The sequence below is a fragment of the Bacillus sp. KICET-1 genome, assembly GCF_027721405.1.
Classification (GTDB): domain Bacteria; phylum Bacillota; class Bacilli; order Bacillales; family Bacillaceae; genus Bacillus; species Bacillus velezensis.
The window spans coordinates 2,022,494-2,045,158 of record NZ_CP113515.1 but is presented as its reverse complement, the minus strand read 5'-3'; the positions used below and the strand labels follow the sequence as shown (position 1 = coordinate 2,045,158).

The following is a 22,665-nucleotide window of genomic DNA, read 5'->3' as shown; positions in this document are numbered from 1 at the left end:
AAGACCTGCCCTTAAAAAAATGCCAGCAGTCCGTATATTGAACAGCAGCGCGTTGTTTTTTTCCAACGCGCTGCCATTTCATTTTTGTGTTATTATTCGCCGATGACTGTGAGCTGTCTTGTTTTTTCAGCCACTTCCTCAGGATCGACCGTAATTCTGGCGACGCCCGTTTCCATCGCTGCTTTCGCAACAGCTTTCGCAACGGCAGGAGCCACACGTTTGTCAAATGGAGCCGGGATGACATAATCAGCGCTTAATTCTTCCTCTGAAACGAGGGAAGCAATCGCTTCAACCGCAGCAATTTTCATTTCTTCGTTGATGTGAGTCGCGCGAACGTCAAGCGCCCCGCGGAAAATTCCAGGGAATGCCAGAACGTTGTTGACCTGGTTCGGGAAATCAGAACGGCCTGTTCCGATTACGCTTGCGCCGGCTGCGCGCGCGTCTTCAGGCATGATTTCCGGATTCGGGTTGGCCATTGCGAAGATAATCGGATCTTTCGCCATGCTTTCCACCATTTCTTTCGTCAGCGCGCCTTCGACTGATACGCCGATAAAGACGTCTGCATCTTTAATGACATCCTGCAGCGAACCGTCGTTGCGGTCTTGGTTTGTAAACTTCGCCACTTCGTTTTTCACTGCGTTCATGCCGGCCGGACGCCCTTCGTAAATCGCCCCTTTAGAGTCGCACATTACGATGTCGCGTACGCCGAAATGGTAAAGAAGCTTGATGATCGCGATGCCTGCGGCTCCCGCTCCGTTTGCCACAACTTTAATGGATGACATGGATTTTCCTGATAATTTCAGCGCGTTTACAAGTCCGGCAACGGTTACGATGGCAGTGCCGTGCTGATCATCGTGGAAAACCGGAATGTTTGTTTCTTTTTTCAGGCGCTCTTCGATAATGAAGCAGTTCGGCGCCGCAATATCTTCAAGGTTGACACCGCCGAATGTCGGTGCAAGCAGCTTCACAGTGTCAATGATTTTGTCCACATCGTTTGTGTCAAGCGCGATCGGGAATGCATCCACGCCCGCGAAACTTTTGAACAGCACCGCTTTCCCTTCCATGACCGGAAGAGAAGCTTCAGGCCCGATATTACCGAGACCGAGAACGGCTGATCCGTCTGTTACGACTGCTACCATGTTCCCCTTCATTGTATAATCATATACTTTATTTTTATCGTCATAAATCTCTTTACAAGGCTCAGCTACTCCGGGAGAGTAGGCAAGGCTTAAGTCGTCCGCGTTTCTGACTTCTACCTTTGCTTTTGATTCCAGCTTTCCTTGATTTACTTTGTGTAAATGTAACGCTTCTTCTCTTAATGACATTCTAAACACTCCTTTTAAGTACTTTGTTACATATTCTGCCGCATAGACTGGTACAATCGCTGGAGGTGAAAAATTTCAGAATCTTTAAATAAGATAGCACAATTGTTTCAATTGTATAACAAAACGATTATTGTTACCACTATTTTAACACAACGTTTTCGCGGCCCAGCAGCTCTTTTAAACGGTATAACGCCTGATGGTCCGCCTGAATATGAAAAGTATCCGGCAGCCTGATCGTCTGCTTGTCTTTTTCATAATAAAGATAAACGCCGGTTTCCCCTTTATGCTCCAGTAAAATACGCTTCATCTTTTCCAAAAACTCCTGATTGTGCCGGCTGCCTTCGATTTTGATGTAAACAGACGGCGCTCTGTCTGCCTCCGTCTGCTCAAGAAGAGAGGCGGATGACATGATGAATTGTGTCTTCTCCTGACGCTCTTCCATTTTCCCGGCGGCGAATAAAAGCGCGCCTTCTTCTAACAGCGGAGACAGCCTTCTATATTGGTCAGGAAACACGACGGCTTCCATTTCTCCCGTTTCATCGCTTAATGTGAGAAACGCCATATGCTGACCTGTCTTTGTCCGAATCGTTTTGATGCCCGCGAGCAAAGCGCCGATTGACAGCTGCCCCTTCGGCATCTGCCGCGCTGCTGTGATCGCTTGGGCCCCCCGTTTTTTCAGGAGATCCCTGAAAGCAGACAAAGGATGGCTTGAGAAATAAACACCGAGAGCTTCTTTTTCGAACCGAAGCTTGTCCACGAGCGGAAATTCCTCAGCCTCTACATATTTTGGCTTAATGGAGAACGATTCTTCCAAAAACAATCCCATTTGGTCATCACCTGCACGAAAAAGTTCAGCGTGCTCTAAAGCCACATCAACGGAGGCCAGCAAGGCTGCGCGATTTTGATTGAATTCGTCCATGGCGCCAGAAAATATAAGGGCTTCGATGGTTTTCCGATTCACGCTTTTTGCAGGTACGCGAAAGCAGAAATCGAAAAGATCCTCGAACGGTTTATGTGTTCTTGCTTTATAAATATCTTTCACTGCCGAGACGCCTACGTTTTTAACGGCCCGCAAACTGTATCTGACGGCTCCGTTTTCCGGCGCAAACGGAAAACCGCTTTTGTTTATTGACGGCGGAAGGACTTGAATCCCGCTCCCCTTCGCTTCATGCAGATATTGCGATATTTTGTCCTCATTGCCGATGACGCTCGTCAACAGCCCGCACATAAAATATAGCGGATAATGCGCCTTTAAATAGGCGAGCTGATAGCCGATCATGCTGTATGCGACAGCATGGCTTCTGTTGAATCCGTAGTTAGCGAATTTTACAATCAGATCGTAGACCTCGTTTGCAGTGACTACAGAATACTCCTTTTTTAAGCACCCTTCAACAAAATGGCTTCGCTCTCTGTCCAGAATGTCCTTTTGCTTTTTGCTGACAGCCCGTCTGAGCAGATCCGCTTCACCTAATGAAAATCCTGCCATGCGCGAGGCGATCATCATTATCTGTTCTTGATAGACGATGACGCCGTAAGTGTCACTGAGAATATTTCTTACGTCCTCGTGCGGCACTTCCACACGCGCCCGTCCGTGCTTCCGATCGATAAATAACGGAATATTTTCCATCGGTCCCGGCCTGTAAAGCGCGTTAACCGCGACAATGTCTTCCAGTCTTGACGGCTTCAGGCGCTTCAGCACGTTTCTCATTCCTGATGATTCCAGCTGGAAAATACCCGTCGTATCACCGTTTGACAATAGCGAGAACGTTTTTTCATCCTGATAAGAAATCTCGGAAAAATCAATTTTCGTATTCGTCTCTTTTTCAATCATCGTTTTAATGGATTCAATAAGCGTCAGGTTGCGCAAACCTAAAAAGTCCATTTTCAAAAGACCGAGATCCTCCAGGTGATCCATCGCATACTGCGTTAAATACACGCCGTCATGCCCTTCTTGAAGAGGGACAACTTCCGAAAGCGGCTCTTTACTGAGAACGACCCCGGCCGCGTGTGTTGACGTGTGCCGCGGAAGACCTTCGATTTTCCTTGCGATCTGAAACACTTTATGAAGAACGGCGGATTCGGACAGCCGCCTGTTCAGCTGAGCGGACAGCCGCCTCGCCTCCTCAAGCGTCATTCCCGGTTTCGACGGGATCAGGCGGGCAAGCTGGTCGGCTTCTTTCGGGCTGATTCCGAACACTCTCCCGGTATCCCTTAACGCCGCCTTTGCGGCCAATGTCCCGAAGGTGATAATCTGGGCGACGTGCATGGCCCCGTACTTATTTTGCACATACTGAATGACCTCATCCCTTCTCGTATCAGGGAAATCGATATCAATATCCGGCATGCTGATCCGCTCGGGATTAAGAAATCTCTCAAACAGCAGAGAATGTTTAAGCGGATCCACGTCGGTAATGAAAAGCGAGTAAGCGACAAGCGAGCCTGCCGCGGACCCCCTTCCCGGGCCTGTCACAATGCCCTTTTCATGCGCGTACTTCATAAAGTCCCATACGATGAGAAAATAATCACTGAATTTCATGCGCCTGATGACGTCCAGCTCATATTCAAGCCGGCGGACAGCCCGCTCATCAGGAGTGCTGAAACGGAGGCGCAGCCCCTCATGACAGATCTCCGCCAAATAGTCATCGGCTGATTTGCCGTCCGGCGCCGGAAAAGACGGAAGCTGTGTCTGTCCGAGGCTGACATCGACCCGGCATTGCCGGGCGATACGGGCGGCTGCTTCAATCGCTTCCGGATGCCGCGTGTAAAGCTCTGCCATTTCTTCAGGCGTCCTCAAGTATAAGTCCGGCAGATTCCCGCTCTGATCCTCCCATTTCTCTCCGGCTTTAATAGCGCACAGACAGCGGTACGCATCTTGATCTTCTTTCTTGATATAACGGACATCCCCCGCAGCGCAGACAGCGATTTCCGTTTCGGCTGACAGGCGGAGAATCTCTTCTGATAACGTCTCATGTCCTTTAAACGGCTGGTACCCTAAATAAAAACGGCCGTCTCCGAACAGCTCCCGGAATCCTTCGGCAGCCCGGACCGCTTCTTCAAACTTCCCGGCTTGAAGCAGGCTTTCAATGTACCCGTTTTCACCGGGCGTAATGGCGATCAGCCCCTCATGATAGCTCTTCATCCATTTTCGCTTCATGCCGCCCTTTGCCATGGATTGCAGCGCACTTGAGATTTTCACCAGGTTCTGATATCCGGTGTTTGTCTCCGCTAAAAGAATGAGCGGGTGTGCTTCAAGCTCCGTATCATCCGTGTATATAGAAGCCGTCAGACCGATAATCGGCTTAATTCCGTTTGATTTGCATGCTTTATAAAACTCAATGGCGCCGTACATCACATTTTCGTCCGTCAGCGCCAATGATGAATATCCGAGTTCCTTCGCTTGTGCAACAAGCTCTTTTACAGAAGCGGCGCTGTTTAACAGGCTGTAGCCGCTATGTACTTGCAGGTGAACAAAAGACAATGCCGCCACTCCTTTCCCATACGTTCATTTTGCCTTTCTACATTATAAGACGGGTTTTCTTAAGAAACAAATGTTCTTTTTTGACTCATCATCATACTTGTCCGTTTCGCTCAATATGATAGAAAAGTGAGGTGGTGTATATATGGATCAGGAAGCCGGATTTATGGCGAATTTCATCAGCAGTTATTTTATCGCCCTCGGTGTGTTGCTCGGCGGCGCGCTGATCGGCGGCCTCGGAGCTTATTTATCAGGCGAGCCTCCGCTGACGGCGATCACAAAATTGGCGAACAGGCTGAAGATCTGGGCGCTTGTCGCGGCCATCGGGGGAACATTTGACGCGGTATACAGTTTCGAGCGGGGGCTGTTTGAAGGCAACACGCGCGACATCTTCAAACAGCTTCTTTTAATTATTTCAGCAATGGGCGGCGCGCAGACCGGCTGGCTGATTATTTCATGGCTGACCCAGGAGAATATGTCATCATGAGAATTCCCGAGTATTATAAAAAACCGGGATGGCAGCGTTTTTTTGCGGGAATGATGTGCGGAGCCATCGTCAGCTGGCTGTTCTTTCTGTTTACATACGGAACGTTTCAGGAAGAACAGGTGACGTTAATTGAAAAGCAGCGGGAGCACGCGCGGGATTTAAAAAACCAAATCTCCATCTATCAGAAAGATCTTCATAAATTAAATGAGGATAATAAGCAAAGGCTGCTCATCCAAAGTGTTGATGTGAAGCTGATCAATGGGGAAAAATACAGAATCGCCCAGCCTGACAAGATGAAATTTGAGGAACAAGTGAAAGATAATATTTCTGAAGTCATCACAAAGGATATTGAAAGCGTGTATAAAACAAAGGAGCTTTTAAAACGGACGATCGAAAACAAAATATACACCATAAATGAGAAGGAATTTAAAGCTGAAGTAAAGGAACTGACGATTTATACGAGATTGTCTGTCGAAATTCATATTTCTTTTGCGACGTAATTATGTCATTTTTAAAAATTTTCCATAGATCTGTCGCTTTTTTCTCCGCTTTTTTATAAACTGTAGATGAGACATTTTCAATGATTCTGAAGGGAGGAAGGGAAAATGGAGGTTTTTAGTGAGCGCCGCTTGGCAAAAGATCATGCAGCCCGAATCAGACAAGGCTATTCCGCATATGCAGAAACAGACACACTCGCTTCCCTCATAAAAAAAGAACTCCAAATCTGTAATCTCCGCGTCTACGAAGACCTGACTGAATTCGGCTGCTGGTTCATCCCCGTGACAGATGAACACTAAGAAAGAGGGTCTCCCCTCTACTTGTGTTCGTTACATATCTCTTCCAGATCAGCAAGAATCTGATCGGTTTCATCCCAGCTGAAGATGGATGCGCCGGCCGCAAGCGGATGTCCGCCGCCATTGTATTTCCGGGCAATTCCGTTGATGACCGGACCTTTTGAACGGAACCGGACTCTGATTTGATCGTCTTCTTCTACGAAAAACACCCAAGCGCGGATACCCGAAATATTTCCGAGTGTTCCGACAAGCTGCGACGCTTCAGAAGCGGTGGTTCCATATGTCTCCAAAATGTCTTTTTTAATGAAAACGGAAGCGACGCCGTTTTCAGACAGTGACACATTTTGATAAATAAAGCCGTTAAGCTTCACCACATTTAATTTTGTTTCATACAATTGATTGAACAGCTCTGACGATGAAAATGGGAACTCAATGAGCTCTCCCGCGTATTTTAATGTCTTTTTTGTGGTGTTCGGGAATAAGAAGCGCCCCGTATCACCGACGATACCCGCGTAGATCAGCTCAGCTGCTTTCGTATTCAGTTTCCAGCCGTGCTGCTTTCCTTCCAGGTACAGCTCATAGATCATTTCGCTTACGGAGCTTGCATTCGTATCGACCCATAACAGATCGCCATACGGATCTTCATTTGGATGGTGGTCTATTTTCATGAGCCTTGCGCCGGAATGGTAGCGCTGATCGTCGACCCTGCCTTGGTTTGCGGTGTCGCACACGATGACAAGAGCATCTTTATATGTTTCGTCATCCACCTCATCGAGGGAATATAAAAAAGACAAGGACGGCTCAGGCTGTCCGACGGCAAAAATATTTTTTTCGGGATACGTTTCCCGCAGGATTTCCGTAAGGCCGCACTGCGAACCGTAGGCGTCCGGGTCAGGCCTCACATGTCTATGTAAGATAATGGTGTCATATAATGATATGGTTCTGATCAGTTCGGATTTCATCGTTTTCTCCTTTTCGTTTTTATTCATTTAATCATACTCTTTATCCATGGAAAAGGAAAATCTTTCAGCAACGGTATAAACGGTTTTGCAAACTCATATAATGGAGGATTTCATTTATGCTGGTTTTTGTTTTTCTCATCGGGCTTTCTGCCTGCTTTTACGTGTATTACAAAGTAAAAGGAATCCAGACGAAACGGGCGCTGGAGAAGGAATGTTTTTCGGCTAAATCAAGTATGGCATTAGGGGCGCTGGTGCTTTTGTACGGAGTAAACCAAATGATTCTGTTTCACTCCGTCCTGACCCTGGTCATCGGCGGCGTCTTCATTTTAATCGGAGCAGGCAGCGCATGGGCCGGGTATAGAGCCTATAAGCATTATGAGCCCATCCATGCAAAGGAAGCGGAGAGGGACCACGCATAATGAATGCAAAGGGACCCGGGTGCGTCCCTTAACTTCTCTCCATCAGCTGCACCATGAGCATCGCTTTTGAAACGATGCCGCTTTGGCTTGACACTTCCACTTCCATTTTTCCGAATTTCCGGCCCGCCTCTAAAATGCGCGGTTTCACTTCAATGACCGACTCCATCTGTACGGGCTTCAGGAAGAAAATCGTAATGCTTTCAATGACCAGCTCGCCGCGTTTGCGGGAGCGTAAAAATCGGCTGGCGGCCTGGGTTAAAATCGTCGTAAACACCCCGTAAGAAATCGTGCCGAGCTGATTGGTCATTTGCGGCGTGACTTCATATTGATAAACGGCCGGCGTTTTGTCATCTTCCTCTTCTTTAAATCCCCTTGAAACAATATCATCCAGCTTTTCACCGACCTGAGGCTGCTTTTGAACCATTTGAAGCGCTTTTAAGACATCCTGGCGGCTGATCATTCCGATCAGTTTGTGATGCCCGTCTGTCACCGGAAGCACTTCAATTCCTTCCCAAACCATCATTTGAGCCGCTGAGGCGACAGATGTTTTCCCGATCACCGTGACAGGGTTTTTGGTCATTACTTTTTCAATCGGAACTGACCGGTCATGCCCCGCGATATCTTTCGATGTGAGGATTCCGTGGATTTTCATCTGCTGATCGATAACCGGAAAGCGGCCGTGTCCGGTTTCATAGTTCTTTTCGTACCATTTCTCCAGTTTATCCTTAGGGGACAGCGTCACTGTCCGATCTGCGGGCGTCAAAATGTCTTCCACGAGCACAATCTCTTTTTTTATGAGCTGATCATAGATCGCCCGGTTGATCATCGCGGCTACCGTAAAGGTATCGTAGCTCGTAGAGAGAATCGGAAGCTCAAGCATATCGGCCAGCTCGATAATGCTGTCGTCGGTATTAAACCCTCCCGTTACCAAAACAGCTGCGCCCGCCTCAAGCGCCTGGCGGTGGGCGTTGATTCGGTTCCCGACGATTAACAGGTTCCCCGCCGCCGTATAACGCATCATCGCGTCAAGCTCCATCGCGCCGATCACAAACTTATTCAACGTTTTATGCAGACCGGCTTTTCCGCCGAGCACCTGGCCGTCTATCACATTGACGACCTCGGCGTATGTCAGCTTTTCAATATTTTCTTTTTTCTTCTGTTCAATCCGGATGGTCCCCACACGTTCAATAGTGGAAACGAATCCTTTGTTTTCGGCTTCCTTAATGGCTCTGTAAGCCGTTCCTTCACTGACTTTCATTTCTTTCGCAATTCTTCTGACCGAAATTTTTTCACCGACAGGAAGCGAATCTATGTATGATAGGATTTGTTCATGCTTTGTTGCCAAGCGTTTCACCTCTAAGGACAGTCTTCTGCTTTTATTATAAGGGTACGGGGGATTCATTCGCAATGAGACGCCCGAAAAAAGGCGGCATCACAAAAAGACCTTCTGAATGCTTGATTCAGAAGGTCTTTGACACATATGTCAGGCAAGCTCAATGGTCTCGCCGGCCGCCATGACTTTGCCGACGCCTCCGGGCAGACTTTCGGCGAAAGCGTCAGGGTCCTGTTCAATGACAGGAAATGTATTGTAATGAACGGGAACGACCTGTTTCGCTCTCAGCCACTCAGCCGCGAGTTTCGCGTCTTCAGGGCCCATGGTGAAGTTATCACCGATCGGCAGAAACGCCAGGTCAATGTGATTCAGTTCCCCGATCAGTTTCATATCTGAGAACAGCGCCGTGTCTCCGGCGTGGAAAATCGTTTTGCCGTCAATCGTCAATAAAATCCCGGCCGGCATCCCCGTGTACGTAATGGTTTTGTTTTCTTCATCAGTGACCGCCGATCCGTGGAATGCCTGTGTCAGTTTCACTTTGCCGAAATCAAATTGGCGCGCCCCGCCGATATGCATCGGGTGGACCTTTAAACCTTTAAAGCCGAGATAAACGGCAAGCTCGTTCGGCGCAATGACGAGCGCATCGTTTTGTTTAGCGATCTGCTCTGTATCTCCGACATGGTCATTGTGTCCGTGAGTAAGCAGGATGACATCCGCTTTCACTTCTTCCGGTTTCAAATTTGTCAGACTGTTTCCGGTCAGAAACGGATCAAAAATAATGTTATGGGTTTTCGTTTCCACTTGAATGACAGAATGTCCGTGATAAGTCACTTTCATCGTTTTCACCTCATAAAAAATTAATATTTATCAAGTTCCCTTTTTGACAAACGAAAAAACTTACAGGGATTGATGCCTGTTAATCACATTCAGCCCGCCTGTTGCTTCAATGACCGTTCCGGTTACAAGATCGGAATCTTCCTCACATAAAAAGGCGATGATTCTCGCAATATCCTCTCCGGTTCCGGACCTGCCGATCGGCGTCTTTTCTTTGCCGATTTTCCGTCTTGCTTCCTCTATAGACGCTTCTTTCATATCTCCTACAATATCACCCGGGCAGACCATATTGGCCGTAATGCCTGATTCGGCTTCTTCAATCGCAATGGTTTTCGTTAACGAAGCCAATCCGACTTTAGCCGCTCCGAAAGCGGAACGGTGAAGCCAGCCGGGGGCATGGTCCGCTCCTTGAAAACCGTATGTAATAATCCGGCCGAACCGCTGCTGTCTCATGACCGGGATAACCGCTTTAAACAGATGGAAAACGGCGCTTAAATTCCCTTCAAGCATGTCATACCATTCGTCATCGGAGTAATCGGCTAGCTTTTTGCGCTCAAATATGTACGGCCCGGCATTGTTAATCAGTATGTCAATCCTTCCAAACCGCTGAAGGGCTGCATCGGCGATCCGCATGAGATCTTCTTTCCGGGTTACATCGCCCTTAACGAATTGCAATCTGTCATGGCACCCGGGATAATCCGCCTTCAGACAGGCGACCGCTTCTTCGTCTTGTCTGTAATTCACTGTGACAGAAAAGCCTTTTTCCAGAAGCATTTCAGTCACTTTTCGGCCCAATCCCTTTGTACCGGCAGTGATTAGAGCATGTCGCACATTGAATACCCTCCCCAGGCAACGTTGCCGCTTCAATAAAATCAAGACGTTTCTCCCTCTACTTTACTATAAACAAACGGCAATATCACTTTTTTGCACTTCGTCCGCACGAAAAAAAAGCCGTCTTTACAGACAGCTTAATTTTCTGAAGGAGCAGAGGCTTCCTCCATGCCGACATAACCGCTTTCGTATGCCTCTGAGATGAGCCTGGCCGTTTCTTCACTTTCTTTTTCATCATAGATGTAACGGTCTTGTTCTTTGCGCATTCCTTCTACCTCCCATCTTTATAGATGTAGGGTGTCTGATATGACGGGAAAATATGAAGGAAATTTCAGCAAATTAAATGCCGGCGCAGGCTTTTGCTTTTACGAGCGCCTGTTCTACCTGCTGAAAACCCGTTCCGCCGGCGCTCATTCTTTTTTCAACCGCATGATGCGGATCGAGCACGGTATAGATGTCTTCTTCAAAGAGACTGCTGGCTTGAAGGAATTCTTCAAATGCCATATCACTTAAATAGATTCCTTTTTCAATGCAGCTGTACACAAGCTTGCCGACCACTTCATGCGCTTCTCTGAACGGCATGCCTTTTTTAGCTAAATAATCGGCAAGTTCCGTCGCGTTTGAAAAATCTTGTTTTGTCGCTTGTTTCATGATGTCTTTGTTTACTTTCATCGTTTCAATCATGCCTGTGAAAATCTGAAGGCTTCCTTCAACGGTTTTCACCGTGTCAAACATGCCTTCTTTATCTTCCTGCAGGTCTTTGTTGTAAGCGAGCGGGAGCCCTTTCATAATCGTGAAAAGCCCCATCATATCACCGTATACACGTCCGGTTTTACCGCGGATCAGCTCCGCCATGTCGGGGTTTTTCTTCTGCGGCATCATGCTGCTTCCCGTCGCATACGTATCATCCAGTTCAATGAATCTGAATTCCTGCGAGCACCATAGAATGATTTCTTCTGATAAACGCGAAAGGTGCATCATCAGCATGCTGCTGCCGCTTAAAAACTCGAGAATAAAATCTCTGTCACTGACTCCGTCAAGACTGTTCTCATAAATGGAGTCAAAACCGAGCAGCTCCGCCGAATAGTTACGGTCTATCGGAAACGTGGTTCCGGCAAGCGCCCCGCATCCGAGCGGCGATATGTTAATCCGCTTCATAGCATCGCGAAAACGCTCTTTATCCCGTTCAAGCATCCAAAAATAAGCAAGCAGATGGTGGGCGAAAGAAATCGGCTGAGCCCGCTGCAAATGGGTGTACCCCGGCAGAATGGTCTCGACATTGGCCTCCGCTTTTTCGATCAGCGCTTTTTGGAACTGTTCAATCAGCACGATGATATGTGAGACATGATCTTTCAAATACAAATGCATGTCGGTCGCCACCTGGTCATTCCGGCTTCTGCCGGTATGGAGCTTGCCGCCTAGCGGTCCGATTTCTTCGATCAGCATTTTTTCAATATTCAAATGGATATCTTCATAATCAACAGAGAATTCAAGCGTTCCTTCCTCTGCTTTTTGCAGGAGGGTCTGAAGCCCTTGACGGATGGCACCTTCTTCTTCTTCCGTCAGAATGCCGCATTTTTTCAGCATTGCCGCATGAGCGAGAGACCCTGTAATATCCTCTTTGACTAAGTTTTGGTCGAATGTGATGGATGCGCCGAACTCATCGACCCACTTTTCCGGTGTTTTTTGAAAACGGCCTCCCCAAAGCTTCTTCATGCTTCAATCTGCTCCTTCTTTTTCACAATGCTGTTTACTTTTGTCGGCAGCCCCCAAAGCTCAATGAAACCGATTGCCGCGTGATGGTCAAAAGCATCGTCTTTTGTATATGTCGCAAGTTTTTCATCGTAGAGTGAATATTCCGACTTACGTCCTTCTACAATGGCATGGCCTTTAAACAGCTTGACGCGCACGACGCCGGTGACGTGTTTTTGAGTTTCTTTCAAGAATGCAAGCAGCGCGTCTTTTAACGGCGAGAACCATAAACCGTTATAGATGATTTCAGACAGTTTTTGTTCAATTGCCGGTTTGAAATGGGCCACTTCTTTCACTAAAGTCAGATCCTCAAGCTCTTTGTGAGCCGTAATCAAAGTCATGGCGCCCGGGCACTCATAAACTTCACGGGACTTAATGCCGACCAGGCGGTTTTCCACATGGTCAATCCGGCCGATGCCGTGTTTTCCGGCAGTCTCGTTCAGCTTGAGAATTAAATCAGCGAGCGGGTAGGTTACGCCATCGATTGAAACCGGAACACCGGCTTCAAATGCGATTTCGATGATTTCCGGAACGTCCGGCGTGTTTTCAAGAGATGCTGTCAGGTCATATGCCCCTTCAGGCGGCGCCGCCCACGGGTCTTCTAATATACCGCATTCATTGGCGCGTCCCCATAGGTTCTGATCGATGGAATAAGGGCTGTCAAGATTGATCGGAATCGGAATGCCCCGGCTTGCGGCATATTCAATTTCTTCTTCACGCGACCATTGCCACTCACGGACCGGAGCAATGACCTCCAGATCAGGATTTAATGATTTAATGGATACTTCGAAACGAACCTGATCGTTGCCTTTTCCCGTGCAGCCGTGCGCTACGGCCACCGCGTTTTCCTTTTCCGCGACTTCAACGAGTTTTTTCGCGATTAACGGACGGGATAATGCAGATACGAGCGGATACTTGCCTTCATACATTGTATGGGCCTGCATAGAAATAAGCGCGTACTCCCGGGCGAATTCTTCTTTCGCATCAATCACATAAGAATTTAAGGCGCCTACTTCCAGCGCTTTTTGCTGAACGAATGCCAAATCCTTTCCTTCCCCTACATCTAAGCAGCAGGCAACAACATCGTATCCCTGTTCTTGCAGCCATTTTATCGCTACAGAAGTATCAAGACCTCCTGAGTATGCCAATACAACCTTTTTTTGTTCTGCCATGTTAAAAGCTCCCTTTGTATAAAAATTAGTTTTAATTAATAAAAATGCATTTTGTATGTATACACTGTAACAAGTAAATTCTGTTTTTTCAAGCCTTTTATAAAAAAAACCCCACCCAATTTTTTGAGCGGAGCAGAGCCTTTTTATACATTTATAAATCTTTTCGGATTTCCCGGAGCACATGGGGCAGTTCAGGAATAATCAGTTTACTCATCGCAAGCTTTACGGCGCCTGAGGAGCCGGGCGTGCAGAAGACTGCGGTATTTTGGATCACACCCGCTGCCGCTCTGGACAAAATGGCGGCGGAACCGATGTCCTCCGTATAGCTCAGCATGCGGAACAGCTCGCCGAATCCCGGGAGTTCTTTTGAAAACAGCGGCGTGACCGCTTCAATTGTGACATCCCTTTCGGCAATGCCCGTCCCTCCGTTTAACAGCACCGCATCTGTATATTCATCCATACAGCCGGATAAAACGGCTTTCTGCAATTCATCTTTTTCATCTTTAACAATGTCATAAGCGACCGTTTCAAATCCCGCTTCCCTGAGGAAGTCCATCATGACGCGCCCGCTTTTGTCGGTTTCTTTCGTTCTCGTGTCGCTGACTGTAATCACCTTGCAGCGCACGGCTGACGGGGCTTCTTGTTTATGTTCATGCACACTCATTGCTTCACCTCATCGTTTATGTAATAAACATATCGTAACGTTTGATTCTGGGGCATTCAATAAAAAAGCACACCCTAAAGGATGTGCTTTTTTCGATCATTACTGTGCAAGGCGGACAACGTCGCGTGCGATCATGACCTCTTCGTCAGTCGGAATGATCATGACTTTGACAGGAGAGTGAGGGTAGCTGATAAACGCTTCCTCGCCGCGCACGTTGTTCAGCGCAGGATCCCAATATACACCCATGAATTCTAAGCCGCGAAGCACGCGTTCTCTGACTTCAACGCTGTTTTCACCGATACCCGCAGTGAAAATAATCGCGTCAACGCCGCTCATTCTCGCAGCATAAGAACCGATGTATTTATGGATTCTGCTTGCGAACACTTCAAGAGCCGTTTCCGCTCTTTCGTTTCCTTCTTTTGAAGCTTCCACGATATCGCGAAGGTCGCTGGAGAAACCGGATACGCCAAGCAGTCCGCTCTTTTTATTTAATGTATTTAATACTTCATCTGCCGTCTGATCCGTTTTTTCCATAATGTACGGAATCAATGCAGGGTCGATGTTTCCTGAACGTGTTCCCATCGCAACACCCGCAAGCGGTGTGAAGCCCATTGACGTATCAATGGATTTTCCGCCTTCTACGGCCGCGATACTTGCGCCGTTACCGAGGTGGCAGGAAATCAGACGCAAATCTTCAAGCGGGCGGCCGAGAAGCTCAGCTGCGCGCTGTGTCACGTATTTATGAGAAGTGCCGTGGAAACCGTATTTGCGGATGCCGTATTTCTCGTAGTATTCGTACGGTAGGCTGTACAGGTAAGATTGTTCAGGCATCGTTTGGTGGAACGCCGTATCAAACACTGCAACCGCAGGCACATTCGGAAGCACTTCTTTAAAGGCTTTAATGCCGACGATATTAGCCGGGTTGTGAAGCGGCGCAAGTTCTGAAATCTCTTCAATCTCACGGATTGTTTCATCCGTAAGCAAAACAGAATCGCTGAATTTTTCTCCGCCGTGAACCACACGGTGGCCGATTCCGTCAATTTCATTTAAATCCTTTATAATACCGAATTCAGTCAGCTTGTGAAGCAGCATCTTCACCGCAACCGCATGATCCGGAATATCTGTCACTTCTGTATTTTTTTCGCCGTTAACAGAGATTGTGAAAACGCTGTCGGCGATACCGATCCGTTCTACTAAACCTTTTGTTAGCACCTTTTCTGAAGGCATTTCGAATAACTGAAATTTTAAAGATGAGCTTCCTGCGTTAATTGCAATAATTTTAGACATAAATGACGCTCCTATCAAAATTCTTCTTCGTTTGTTCGTTCTTTTTTCCCAGACCATAATTGCAGTCCAAAAAATATCTGACTTTTCCATTTAAACATTGTCAACTCAGCATTTCAAGTCAACATCCACATTGGCACCGCTTACAATACGAAGTCGATATTTTCTGATAAATTTTATTTGTGCCAAATGGACGGTACGGCCTTACGGAATGTTATTTTCTTTCCTTAATTTGTGTTATCGTCCTGATTTCCATTCATTTTAAAAAGCAAAAGCAGCGCGGGATTTTGCATCTCACACTGCTTTTTCGCCATTATTTTTCTTTTTGAATCCATTGATCCAATTTTGCCATCATCTCCCGCATCGCCTGCTGGTTCGCAAAGGAAGGAAGATTCGCCAAAAGCGCTTGTTTCGGCGGCTTTGCGTCTTCGCATTTTTTCTGCAAGATTAAAATGCTCTTTGCCTGCGCTTCGTCTTTAAACATAGTAGCCGGCAGCTGAAGAAGGGCGTTGATATACACTTTTTCCGCAAAAAACCGCTTCAGTTTATCGCTTTGCGCGCTGTCAAACAGATGGTTTGGAATCATAAAAAATAAGTATCCGCCCGGTTTTGTATGTTTGACGCTCTGCTCAATAAATAAGTGGTGGGCAAATGAGTGGCCTTCATCCGCTTTCAGCTCAAACGCTTCAGCGCCTTCGTCATTCGGATAGTAGCCGACCGGCAAATCGCAGATGACCGCATCGGCCGGTTCAATAAATAACGGCTGAAGACTGTCCTGGCAGAACAGCTCCATTTCTTTTTCCTGCAGATTCGCCTGCGCATATGCGATCTTCAGAAGGACATCGTCGATTTCAATGCCGAAGCTTTTTCCCGCTTTGTCAGAAAGCTGGTTTGCCGCGGTCAGCAGAAGATTTCCGGTGCCGCAGGCGGGGTCCAGCAATGTCAGGCCTTTTCGGCCGCCCGTAAATTTATTCACGAGGTAACTGATGAAAAGGCCGATCGTATCAGGCGTCATCTGTCTGTTCGGATGGGACTTATCTTTGAGCCCTTTTAAAATGGCGAGCTGGAACGCCTTGCGGATCCATTCATGCTCCCATTTTCGGAAGTCTGCTTTCGCGAGCAGGCTGTTAAGCTCGCCGGTTTGCTTTTCCTGAAGCGGAAGCTGGTCGGCCTTTTCAAGAAAATACATTTCTCCCGCTTCCGCAAGCCCCTCAATATAAGAAATCTGAAGGCCTTCTGCTATCACTTGGGCGGCTTCATCTAAAAGTTCATAAATCTGACCGACATGGTCGTGTTGCATGCTGTTTCCTCCTTGCCATGAAAAGAGCTCCGCGGCAGCACCCGGAGCTCTTTTTCTCTCTTTACTTAATTAACGCTTTTGCAGCTTCGATAGGCTTTTCATAATTCGGGTGGTTTGTCGCTTCGCTTACGTATTCCGCGTAAACGACTTTTCCGTCCTGATCAAGGACGAATACGGAACGCGCCAAAAGACGAAGTTCTTTGATGTGAACACCGAATGCTTCACCAAATGACATCTCTTTATGATCCGATAACGTTTCAACTTTATCAATTCCGTTCGCTCCGCACCAGCGCGCTTGTGCAAACGGAAGGTCGGCGCTGATTGTATAAACGTTCACATCACCGAGTTTTGCGGCTTCTTCGTTGAAGCGGCGTGTCTGCGCGTCACATACGCCTGTGTCAATGGAAGGAATAACGGATATGATCGTTACTTTCCCTTTCATATCTGCTAATGTCTTCTCTTCTAATCCGTTTGTCAAAACCGTGAAGTCAGGAGCTTGGTCACCCGGTTTCACTTCTTGTCCGATCAGCGTCACGGCTCCGCCTTTAAATGTAATTTCAGCCATTCTGATTCCTCCCTTTATCTATGTATAGCTCTATCATAGTCGAGTTTTATGCAAACTGCAAAGGTTATGCCGCATCGTAAAAAAAGCTAACTGCGGGCGGCAGTTAACTTTTCTGTTATAAATCAATATCCGTTCTTTTTTGGTTCCGGCCTTTTTCATTCTTTTTAAACATATGCTGGATGCGTTCAATCGTTTGAGGCGCGGAGTCTAACAGTTTATCAATCAGATGGGTGTTTTCGTCCAAATGAAGCATACGCACGCCGTTTGTCCCGACAATCAGAAACGCAATCGGCGTAATGGATACTCCGCCGCCGCTTCCGCCGCCGAACGGGAGCTTCTGCTCTTTTCTTTCATCATCATCGGTTCTTTTTTCAGCCGGCTTTCCTCCAAACTCGCTTCCGCCCGCCGCAAATCCGAAGCCGACCTTTGAAACCGTTAAGATTACGCTGCCGTCAGGCGTTTCAACAGGATCGCCGATGATTGTATTCACGTCAATCATTTCTTTTAAATTTTCCATAGCGGTTTTCATTAAACCTTGAATGGGATGGTCTGCCATATGCGCTCCTCCTTAAACTGATGAATCATTCTTTGAAGCAACCGGAACCGGCTGTTTCTTTCGTATGATAGAAAGTCCGTTCCGCCCGTATTTGAGCAATTTGAAAGCTGCACCTATAAGATGTCCAAAACGAAAAAAGAATATACACTGCAAATGCGTCTTGGATGCAGGCACTTGAAAAGACGGAATGACTTCGCACACCGGTTTATGTATGAAACGCAGATGATCATACAGCATCGCCGTAAGGCCTCCCTTTACGGCCCACAATCCGCCGGCGGCGATTCCCGTAACGGCGGCGTCTTTTATTCCGATAACCGTCACCCATTCAAACTTCGTAACACGGACTCCCGCAAGAAATGAGGCGGCGATTTGGCGCATCTGAAAGACTTGGTGCAGAATCATTTCTATTCTGTGAATGCTCTGTTTGACATCTTCATATGTGATTTTTTTCTTCTCTTTTTTCTGACCTTTCATTTCTGATTTCGTGTCCTGTTTGACATCAATAGACGCGTCTTCGCTGTTTACTTTAATGACGGGCAGCGTTTTTTTAAAACGGACCAGCCCGTATAAGGCCGAGAGTTTATACGTCAGTTTGTCGTTATCTTTATCGTGAAGATATTCGAAAGTCAGATAGATTTTCATCCTCATGAGCAGCCAGACCAAAATGAGAATGAGAATTACAGCTGCTGCGGCATATCCCATAGGCTTCACTTCCTTAGCAGCATTATCGCCAAAACCAAAAAAAATAAACCCGGACGTTTATTCCGGGTTTACTGCTTTTATTTTCGGTACAGCGCTTCGTGAATCACCGTTGTGTCGGCGATCAAATCGTGAATGCCCTGCTTTTTGGGCGTAAACGCAATGACGATATAGAGAATCCAGATTTTATCGATATATCGCCCCACCGCTTCTCTGAAGATGACGGTGCTCCAAGTCAGCGGCTTTCCGGGCGTCAAAGAAGTGACCTTTAACCCGAAGACCATTTTGCCGAGTGTCTGATGAAACCATTTCGTCATGAACACAAAATAGGCGAGGTAGACGATCAGGGTTGTGACGGAATAAGCTGAGATTGTAAACATTCCGCTTGTTGCCGGGAGCTTCATCAGCGTGAAAATCGGTGAAACGATGAGATGGTTAAGTCCCCAGACCACCAGCCAATCAAGAAGAAACGCCCAAAACCTGATCCAAAAGCCCGCATATGCCTGCTCGGGCGCCTTCTGTTGTTCGGCTTCCTCTTCTTTGCCGTGAAAGCCTTCGTAAGTCGCGTCCATTCTTTCTTCCCCCCTACTTTGCATAGAGATACATCATCCGCGGCGAACCGGATTGCGAAATGAGTTCTTTCATATTCAGAAAATCAATTTCGCTTTTAAACATTTTCGCTGCGCTCATGGAAAAGAGCGAGCCTAATCCGAATCCTTCCTCGTATGTGATGACTGAAGCGTTTTTCATATTTTTATGGTCCTTTTTCATCGCGCTGATCGTATCATCGTAAAAACCGAGCTCATCAACGAGGCCGATTTTTTTCGCTTGTCTGCCGTCGTAAACACGGCCGTCGGCAATTTTTTTCACATCCGCTTTTGACATGTGCCGGCCTTTTGAAATGACATTGACAAATCCTTCATAAGAATCGTTGACCATTGTCTGCATGATCTTTCTTTCTTCCTTCGTCATGTCGCGGGTCGGGGACATGATGTCTTTATGCGCGCCGCTTTTAATGGTTTCAAACTTGATGCCGAGTTCATCGGCGAGCTTGGAATAATTGACGCTTTCCATAATGACGCCCAGTGAACCCGTGAGCGTTTCCGGTGAAGCATAGATTTTATCGGCAGCCGTTGAAATATAGTAGCCTCCCGATGCCGCCATGGAGCCCATGGATACATAAATCGGTTTCTTCGTTTCTTTCTTTAGTTCTTCCAGTTTTTTATGTATTTCCGCGCTTTCGTACACGCCTCCGCCAGGGGAATTGATTTTCAGCACAATTCCTTTGACGCTTTTGTCTTCTTTCGCACGCTCAACCTGTTTTAAAAATGATCTGTGATCATACCCGCCTGAGCTGAGCAGGCCAGCGGACCCGCCGTTATCCTCAATCGTGCCGTCCACTTCAAGCACGGCGATTTTACTGCCGGGGCTGCCCTTATCCAGCGTCACTTCCTCTGTGTCATCTGTCAGTGATGCAAAGTCAGACCCTGTATCTCCGATATTCTTCAGCACCCCGACGGTCACACTTGCAATGACTGATACGCCGAAAATGCCGAGCGCGATGACGAGCGCAATCCATCTTTTTGCATTCATTTGTTCTCCTCCTTTTCTGTCAATATTCGTACGTTCCCCCGTAAAAAAAGATTCATTTTTTTCATGAAGCGCTTTCCCTTACCGGATAAACAGGAAACATGTTACACTATTGCCACAGGTATTTTAACACAATACCTGCTGGGAGAAAAACGTAAATATGACAGCAAAGGGGAATGGGGATATGACCGATCTTCGCCGCAATGTTTATTTTTTTCACAAACAAAACAACGAAACAAAAGAACAAGTCAGCTCTTTGAAGCAGCTTGCTGAATCGCACGGTTTTACAGTTGCGGCTCAACCGGAGGATGCCGGAATTATTGCCAGCATCGGCAGCGACGGCTCATTTCTGCAAGCCGTCAGAAAAACCGGATTCCGTGATGACTGTCTGTATGTCGGCATCGCTAAAAAAGGGAAAGCCCATTTGTACTGTGATTTTCACAGCGATGAGCCTGAAAAAATGGCGGCCAGCATGACCGCGGAACAGCTTGAGGTCAGAAAATACCCGCTCATTCACGTAACGGTGGACGGCAGCAATCATTTTCACTGTTTAAACGAGGTTTCCATCCGTTCAAGCATTATTAAAACGTTTGTGATGGATGTGTTAATTGATGATCTTCATTTTGAGACGTTCAGAGGAGACGGGATGATCATTTCCACCCCGACGGGCAGCACCGCCTACAATAAATCTGTTTCAGGCGCCGTTGTTGATCCTTTGATTTCCTGCATGCAGGTATCCGAACTGGCGTCGTTGAACAACAACACATACCGTACACTCGGATCTCCGTTTATTTTAAGCTCAGACCGGAAGCTGACACTGCAGGTGGTGCAAGACGGCAATGAGCATCCGATTATCGGGCTTGATAATGAAGCGCTCAGCACGCGGAATGTCAAAAAGGTTGAGATTAGACTATCCGATAAAAAAATCAAAACGGTGAAACTGAAAGACAACTCTTTCTGGGAAAAAGTAAAACGATCATTTTTATCATAAAAAAAGAGGACGGGCATCAGCGCCTGTCCTCTTTTTCATATACGATACGGCCGCCGACGACGGTTTTGACCGCTTCCAATTCATGAAGCTTTTTCGGGTCCGTCATGAACGGATCACCGCTGAGTACGGTAAAGTCGGCATCATAGCCGGGGGCGATCCGTCCGCGGCTATGTTCTTTATGGATGATGGCCGCGCTTCCCTCCGTGTAAAGCTGAATGGCTTCGTACACGGTCAGGCACTCTTTTTCATAATAGGCCGGACCTTCCGGGTGCTGCTTGCTTGTACGGAGCACAGCCGATTGAATGCCCAGAAGCGGATCGGCCGGCTCAATCGGGGCATCTGAACCTCCGGCGCACAGCAGCCCTTTTGACAGCAGTGTTTTCCAGGCGAAAGCCGTTTTCATCCGCTCTTCTCCGAGCCGGTCAATCACCCACGGAAAATCACTGGCCACAAAATGCGGCTGAAGATCAAGTCCGATCGGCAGCCGGGCGGCTCTTTCAATCAATCCGTCATCTAATACTTGCGCATGAATGAGCCTGTCTAGCTGTCTGGGCTTTGCCGGGTATCTTTCGATAACATCCAGCACCTTTTCAAATGCAAGGTCGCCAATCGCGTGCACGGCAATCTCCATCCCTTTCTCTCTCGCTTTATAAACAAGAGCGGCAAGGGTTTCGTCATCATGCACCTGAACGCCGGAGACTGACGGATCATCGTGATAAGGCTTTTTCAATAGAGCGGTTCTGCCGCCGAGCGCGCCGTCAGCAAAAATTTTCATCGCTCCGTATTCCAGATAAGGTCCGATCGATTTATCCAGAGCGCTCCAGCTGTCGACGGCTTCGTGATGTACGAGCAGATGGGCGCGAAAAGGATAAAGGCCGCTGCCGGTTAACGACTCGTACGCGGCAACGGGAATGGACGCGTCTCCGTAGTATGCCAGATCTTCTGAATGCCCGCCGGTCAGGCCTTTTGACCAGCAGTCCGTAATCGCCGTTTGAAGCGCGCGTTTGACATAGTGAAGTGAGACGGGCGGCAGGGCCTGTGTCACAAGCTCTTGGGCTTTATCCAGCAGGAGGCCTGTCGGACCGGTTCCGTCCCGGACGATAATCCCGCCGTATGGATCAGGTGTTTCGTTTGTAATTCCCGCCGCGCGCAATGCGGCCGAATTAACCGCCGCGGCGTGCCGGCATACCCGCTTCAGCAGGACGGGGCGGTCGGGAAAGAGCAGGTCAAGGTCATGCTTCGTGACGTAAACCGGCCGTTCAAACAGATTTTCATCCCAGCCTTCGCCGATCAGCCATTCGCCATCTTCCAATTCACGCTCTGCTTCTTTTGCAGCCCGCAGTATCGCTTCTTTTGACGTCAGCTGCGACAAATCGAGGCGAAGCTGTTTTTCCCCGTGCCCGATTAAATGCATATGACTGTCCGTAAACCCCGGGAACATGACAGCTCCATGTAAATCGATTTCCTCCGTATCAGGCGAACCGTATGTTCCTTGGAGTTCCCGGAAGCTGCCCGTCTGCCTGACGACGCCTTCTTCGGTATAAACGGCTTCAGTGACATGATTCTTGTCCAGCATTGTATAGATGGTGCCGCCGTGCCAAATCGCTTTCATCCCCGCTCACCCTTTATCCT

23 protein-coding genes are annotated in these 22,665 nt (G+C 47.7%); 5 read left to right on the top strand and 18 right to left on the bottom strand.

Features of this window, described 5'->3' with window-relative positions; genetic code table 11:
* Nucleotides 1–92 precede the first annotated feature (92 nt).
* Both OVA33_RS10550 and dnaE read right to left on the bottom strand, forming a co-directional pair.
* Nucleotides 93–1,325 carry an NADP-dependent malic enzyme gene (locus OVA33_RS10550; protein ID WP_007613079.1) on the bottom strand — a complete coding sequence of 411 codons (1,233 nt, stop codon included), beginning with the start codon at nt 1,323–1,325 and terminating at the stop codon, nt 93–95.
* A 139-nt stretch (nt 1,326–1,464) separates the two neighbouring features.
* Complete coding sequence (dnaE, locus tag OVA33_RS10545) at nt 1,465–4,803, bottom strand: DNA polymerase III subunit alpha (protein WP_071181929.1); 3,339 nt, start codon at nt 4,801–4,803, stop codon at nt 1,465–1,467.
* Between the two features lie 142 nt (nt 4,804–4,945).
* Between dnaE and OVA33_RS10540 the strand changes: the two genes are divergently transcribed.
* The 3 genes from OVA33_RS10540 to OVA33_RS10530 all read left to right on the top strand — a co-directional run bounded on the left by OVA33_RS10540 (nt 4,946) and on the right by OVA33_RS10530 (nt 6,084).
* Nucleotides 4,946–5,287: a sporulation membrane protein YtrH gene (locus OVA33_RS10540; RefSeq protein ID WP_003152438.1), complete on the top strand. Its 342-nt coding sequence runs from the start codon at nt 4,946–4,948 to the stop codon at nt 5,285–5,287.
* Nucleotides 5,284–5,787: a sporulation membrane protein YtrI gene (gene ytrI, locus OVA33_RS10535; protein WP_007408062.1), complete on the top strand. Its 504-nt coding sequence runs from the start codon at nt 5,284–5,286 to the stop codon at nt 5,785–5,787. Before OVA33_RS10540 ends, ytrI begins: the two co-directional genes overlap by 4 nt.
* A 105-nt stretch (nt 5,788–5,892) precedes the next feature.
* Nucleotides 5,893–6,084 carry a YtzJ family protein gene (locus OVA33_RS10530; RefSeq protein WP_003152436.1) on the top strand — a complete coding sequence of 64 codons (192 nt, stop codon included), beginning with the start codon at nt 5,893–5,895 and terminating at the stop codon, nt 6,082–6,084.
* A 17-nt stretch (nt 6,085–6,101) separates the two neighbouring features.
* Here OVA33_RS10530 and OVA33_RS10525 read toward each other — a convergent pair whose 3' ends face one another.
* Nucleotides 6,102–7,043 carry a DHH family phosphoesterase gene (locus OVA33_RS10525; protein ID WP_025649719.1) on the bottom strand — a complete coding sequence of 314 codons (942 nt, stop codon included), beginning with the start codon at nt 7,041–7,043 and terminating at the stop codon, nt 6,102–6,104.
* Between the two features lie 116 nt (nt 7,044–7,159).
* Between OVA33_RS10525 and OVA33_RS10520 the strand changes: the two genes are divergently transcribed.
* Entirely contained in the window at nt 7,160–7,462 is a 303-nt protein-coding gene (locus OVA33_RS10520) for a YtpI family protein (RefSeq protein WP_014418625.1), read from the top strand.
* Nucleotides 7,463–7,490: 28 nt separating this feature from the next.
* On the opposite strand, the gene OVA33_RS10515 is transcribed toward OVA33_RS10520, so the two are convergent.
* The 14 genes from OVA33_RS10515 to sppA all read right to left on the bottom strand — a co-directional run bounded on the left by OVA33_RS10515 (nt 7,491) and on the right by sppA (nt 20,045).
* Nucleotides 7,491–8,807 carry a CBS domain-containing protein gene (locus OVA33_RS10515; protein WP_007408058.1) on the bottom strand — a complete coding sequence of 439 codons (1,317 nt, stop codon included), beginning with the start codon at nt 8,805–8,807 and terminating at the stop codon, nt 7,491–7,493.
* 138 nt (nt 8,808–8,945) lie between these two features.
* Nucleotides 8,946–9,632, bottom strand: coding sequence for a metal-dependent hydrolase (locus OVA33_RS10510; protein WP_007613083.1), 687 nt, complete (start codon nt 9,630–9,632; stop codon nt 8,946–8,948).
* A gap of 60 nt (nt 9,633–9,692) precedes the next feature.
* Nucleotides 9,693–10,460 carry an SDR family oxidoreductase gene (locus tag OVA33_RS10505; RefSeq protein WP_017418355.1) on the bottom strand — a complete coding sequence of 256 codons (768 nt, stop codon included), beginning with the start codon at nt 10,458–10,460 and terminating at the stop codon, nt 9,693–9,695.
* 137 nt (nt 10,461–10,597) lie between these two features.
* Nucleotides 10,598–10,726, bottom strand: coding sequence for a hypothetical protein (locus OVA33_RS10500; protein WP_007408056.1), 129 nt, complete (start codon nt 10,724–10,726; stop codon nt 10,598–10,600).
* A gap of 73 nt (nt 10,727–10,799) precedes the next feature.
* Nucleotides 10,800–12,176 carry an argininosuccinate lyase gene (argH, locus tag OVA33_RS10495; RefSeq protein ID WP_003152429.1) on the bottom strand — a complete coding sequence of 459 codons (1,377 nt, stop codon included), beginning with the start codon at nt 12,174–12,176 and terminating at the stop codon, nt 10,800–10,802.
* Nucleotides 12,173–13,384, bottom strand: a complete 1,212-nt coding sequence (locus OVA33_RS10490) for an argininosuccinate synthase (protein ID WP_014418628.1) — start codon at nt 13,382–13,384, stop codon at nt 12,173–12,175. The genes argH and OVA33_RS10490 overlap by 4 nt, the downstream gene beginning before the upstream one ends.
* Before the next feature lie 151 nt (nt 13,385–13,535).
* Nucleotides 13,536–14,048, bottom strand: coding sequence for a MogA/MoaB family molybdenum cofactor biosynthesis protein (locus OVA33_RS10485; RefSeq protein ID WP_007408054.1), 513 nt, complete (start codon nt 14,046–14,048; stop codon nt 13,536–13,538).
* A gap of 99 nt (nt 14,049–14,147) precedes the next feature.
* Nucleotides 14,148–15,335 (bottom strand): acetate kinase, encoded by a 1,188-nt coding sequence (locus OVA33_RS10480; RefSeq protein WP_007408053.1) that lies wholly within the window; start codon nt 15,333–15,335, stop codon nt 14,148–14,150.
* Between the two features lie 310 nt (nt 15,336–15,645).
* Complete coding sequence (locus OVA33_RS10475) at nt 15,646–16,632, bottom strand: class I SAM-dependent methyltransferase (RefSeq protein ID WP_063636777.1); 987 nt, start codon at nt 16,630–16,632, stop codon at nt 15,646–15,648.
* Nucleotides 16,633–16,693: 61 nt separating this feature from the next.
* Complete coding sequence (gene tpx / locus OVA33_RS10470) at nt 16,694–17,197, bottom strand: thiol peroxidase (RefSeq protein WP_007613091.1); 504 nt, start codon at nt 17,195–17,197, stop codon at nt 16,694–16,696.
* A 115-nt stretch (nt 17,198–17,312) separates the two neighbouring features.
* Nucleotides 17,313–17,753, bottom strand: a complete 441-nt coding sequence (ytfJ, locus tag OVA33_RS10465) for a GerW family sporulation protein (protein WP_003152423.1) — start codon at nt 17,751–17,753, stop codon at nt 17,313–17,315.
* Nucleotides 17,754–17,765: 12 nt separating this feature from the next.
* Nucleotides 17,766–18,455: a DUF2953 domain-containing protein gene (locus OVA33_RS10460; protein WP_063636778.1), complete on the bottom strand. Its 690-nt coding sequence runs from the start codon at nt 18,453–18,455 to the stop codon at nt 17,766–17,768.
* Between the two features lie 77 nt (nt 18,456–18,532).
* Nucleotides 18,533–19,024, bottom strand: coding sequence for an RDD family protein (locus OVA33_RS10455; RefSeq protein ID WP_017418361.1), 492 nt, complete (start codon nt 19,022–19,024; stop codon nt 18,533–18,535).
* Between the two features lie 13 nt (nt 19,025–19,037).
* The gene (gene sppA / locus OVA33_RS10450; RefSeq protein WP_003152419.1) at nt 19,038–20,045 is read right to left on the bottom strand and encodes a signal peptide peptidase SppA; all 1,008 of its coding nucleotides are present in this window, start codon (nt 20,043–20,045) and stop codon (nt 19,038–19,040) included.
* Between the two features lie 181 nt (nt 20,046–20,226).
* On the opposite strand from sppA, the gene OVA33_RS10445 reads away from it, so the two are divergent.
* On the top strand, nt 20,227–21,033 hold the full coding sequence (locus OVA33_RS10445) for an NAD kinase (protein WP_017418362.1): 807 nt from the start codon (nt 20,227–20,229) through the stop codon (nt 21,031–21,033).
* Between the two features lie 16 nt (nt 21,034–21,049).
* On the opposite strand, the gene OVA33_RS10440 is transcribed toward OVA33_RS10445, so the two are convergent.
* On the bottom strand, nt 21,050–22,645 hold the full coding sequence (locus OVA33_RS10440; RefSeq protein ID WP_063636779.1) for an amidohydrolase: 1,596 nt from the start codon (nt 22,643–22,645) through the stop codon (nt 21,050–21,052).
* Nucleotides 22,646–22,665 lie beyond the last annotated feature (20 nt).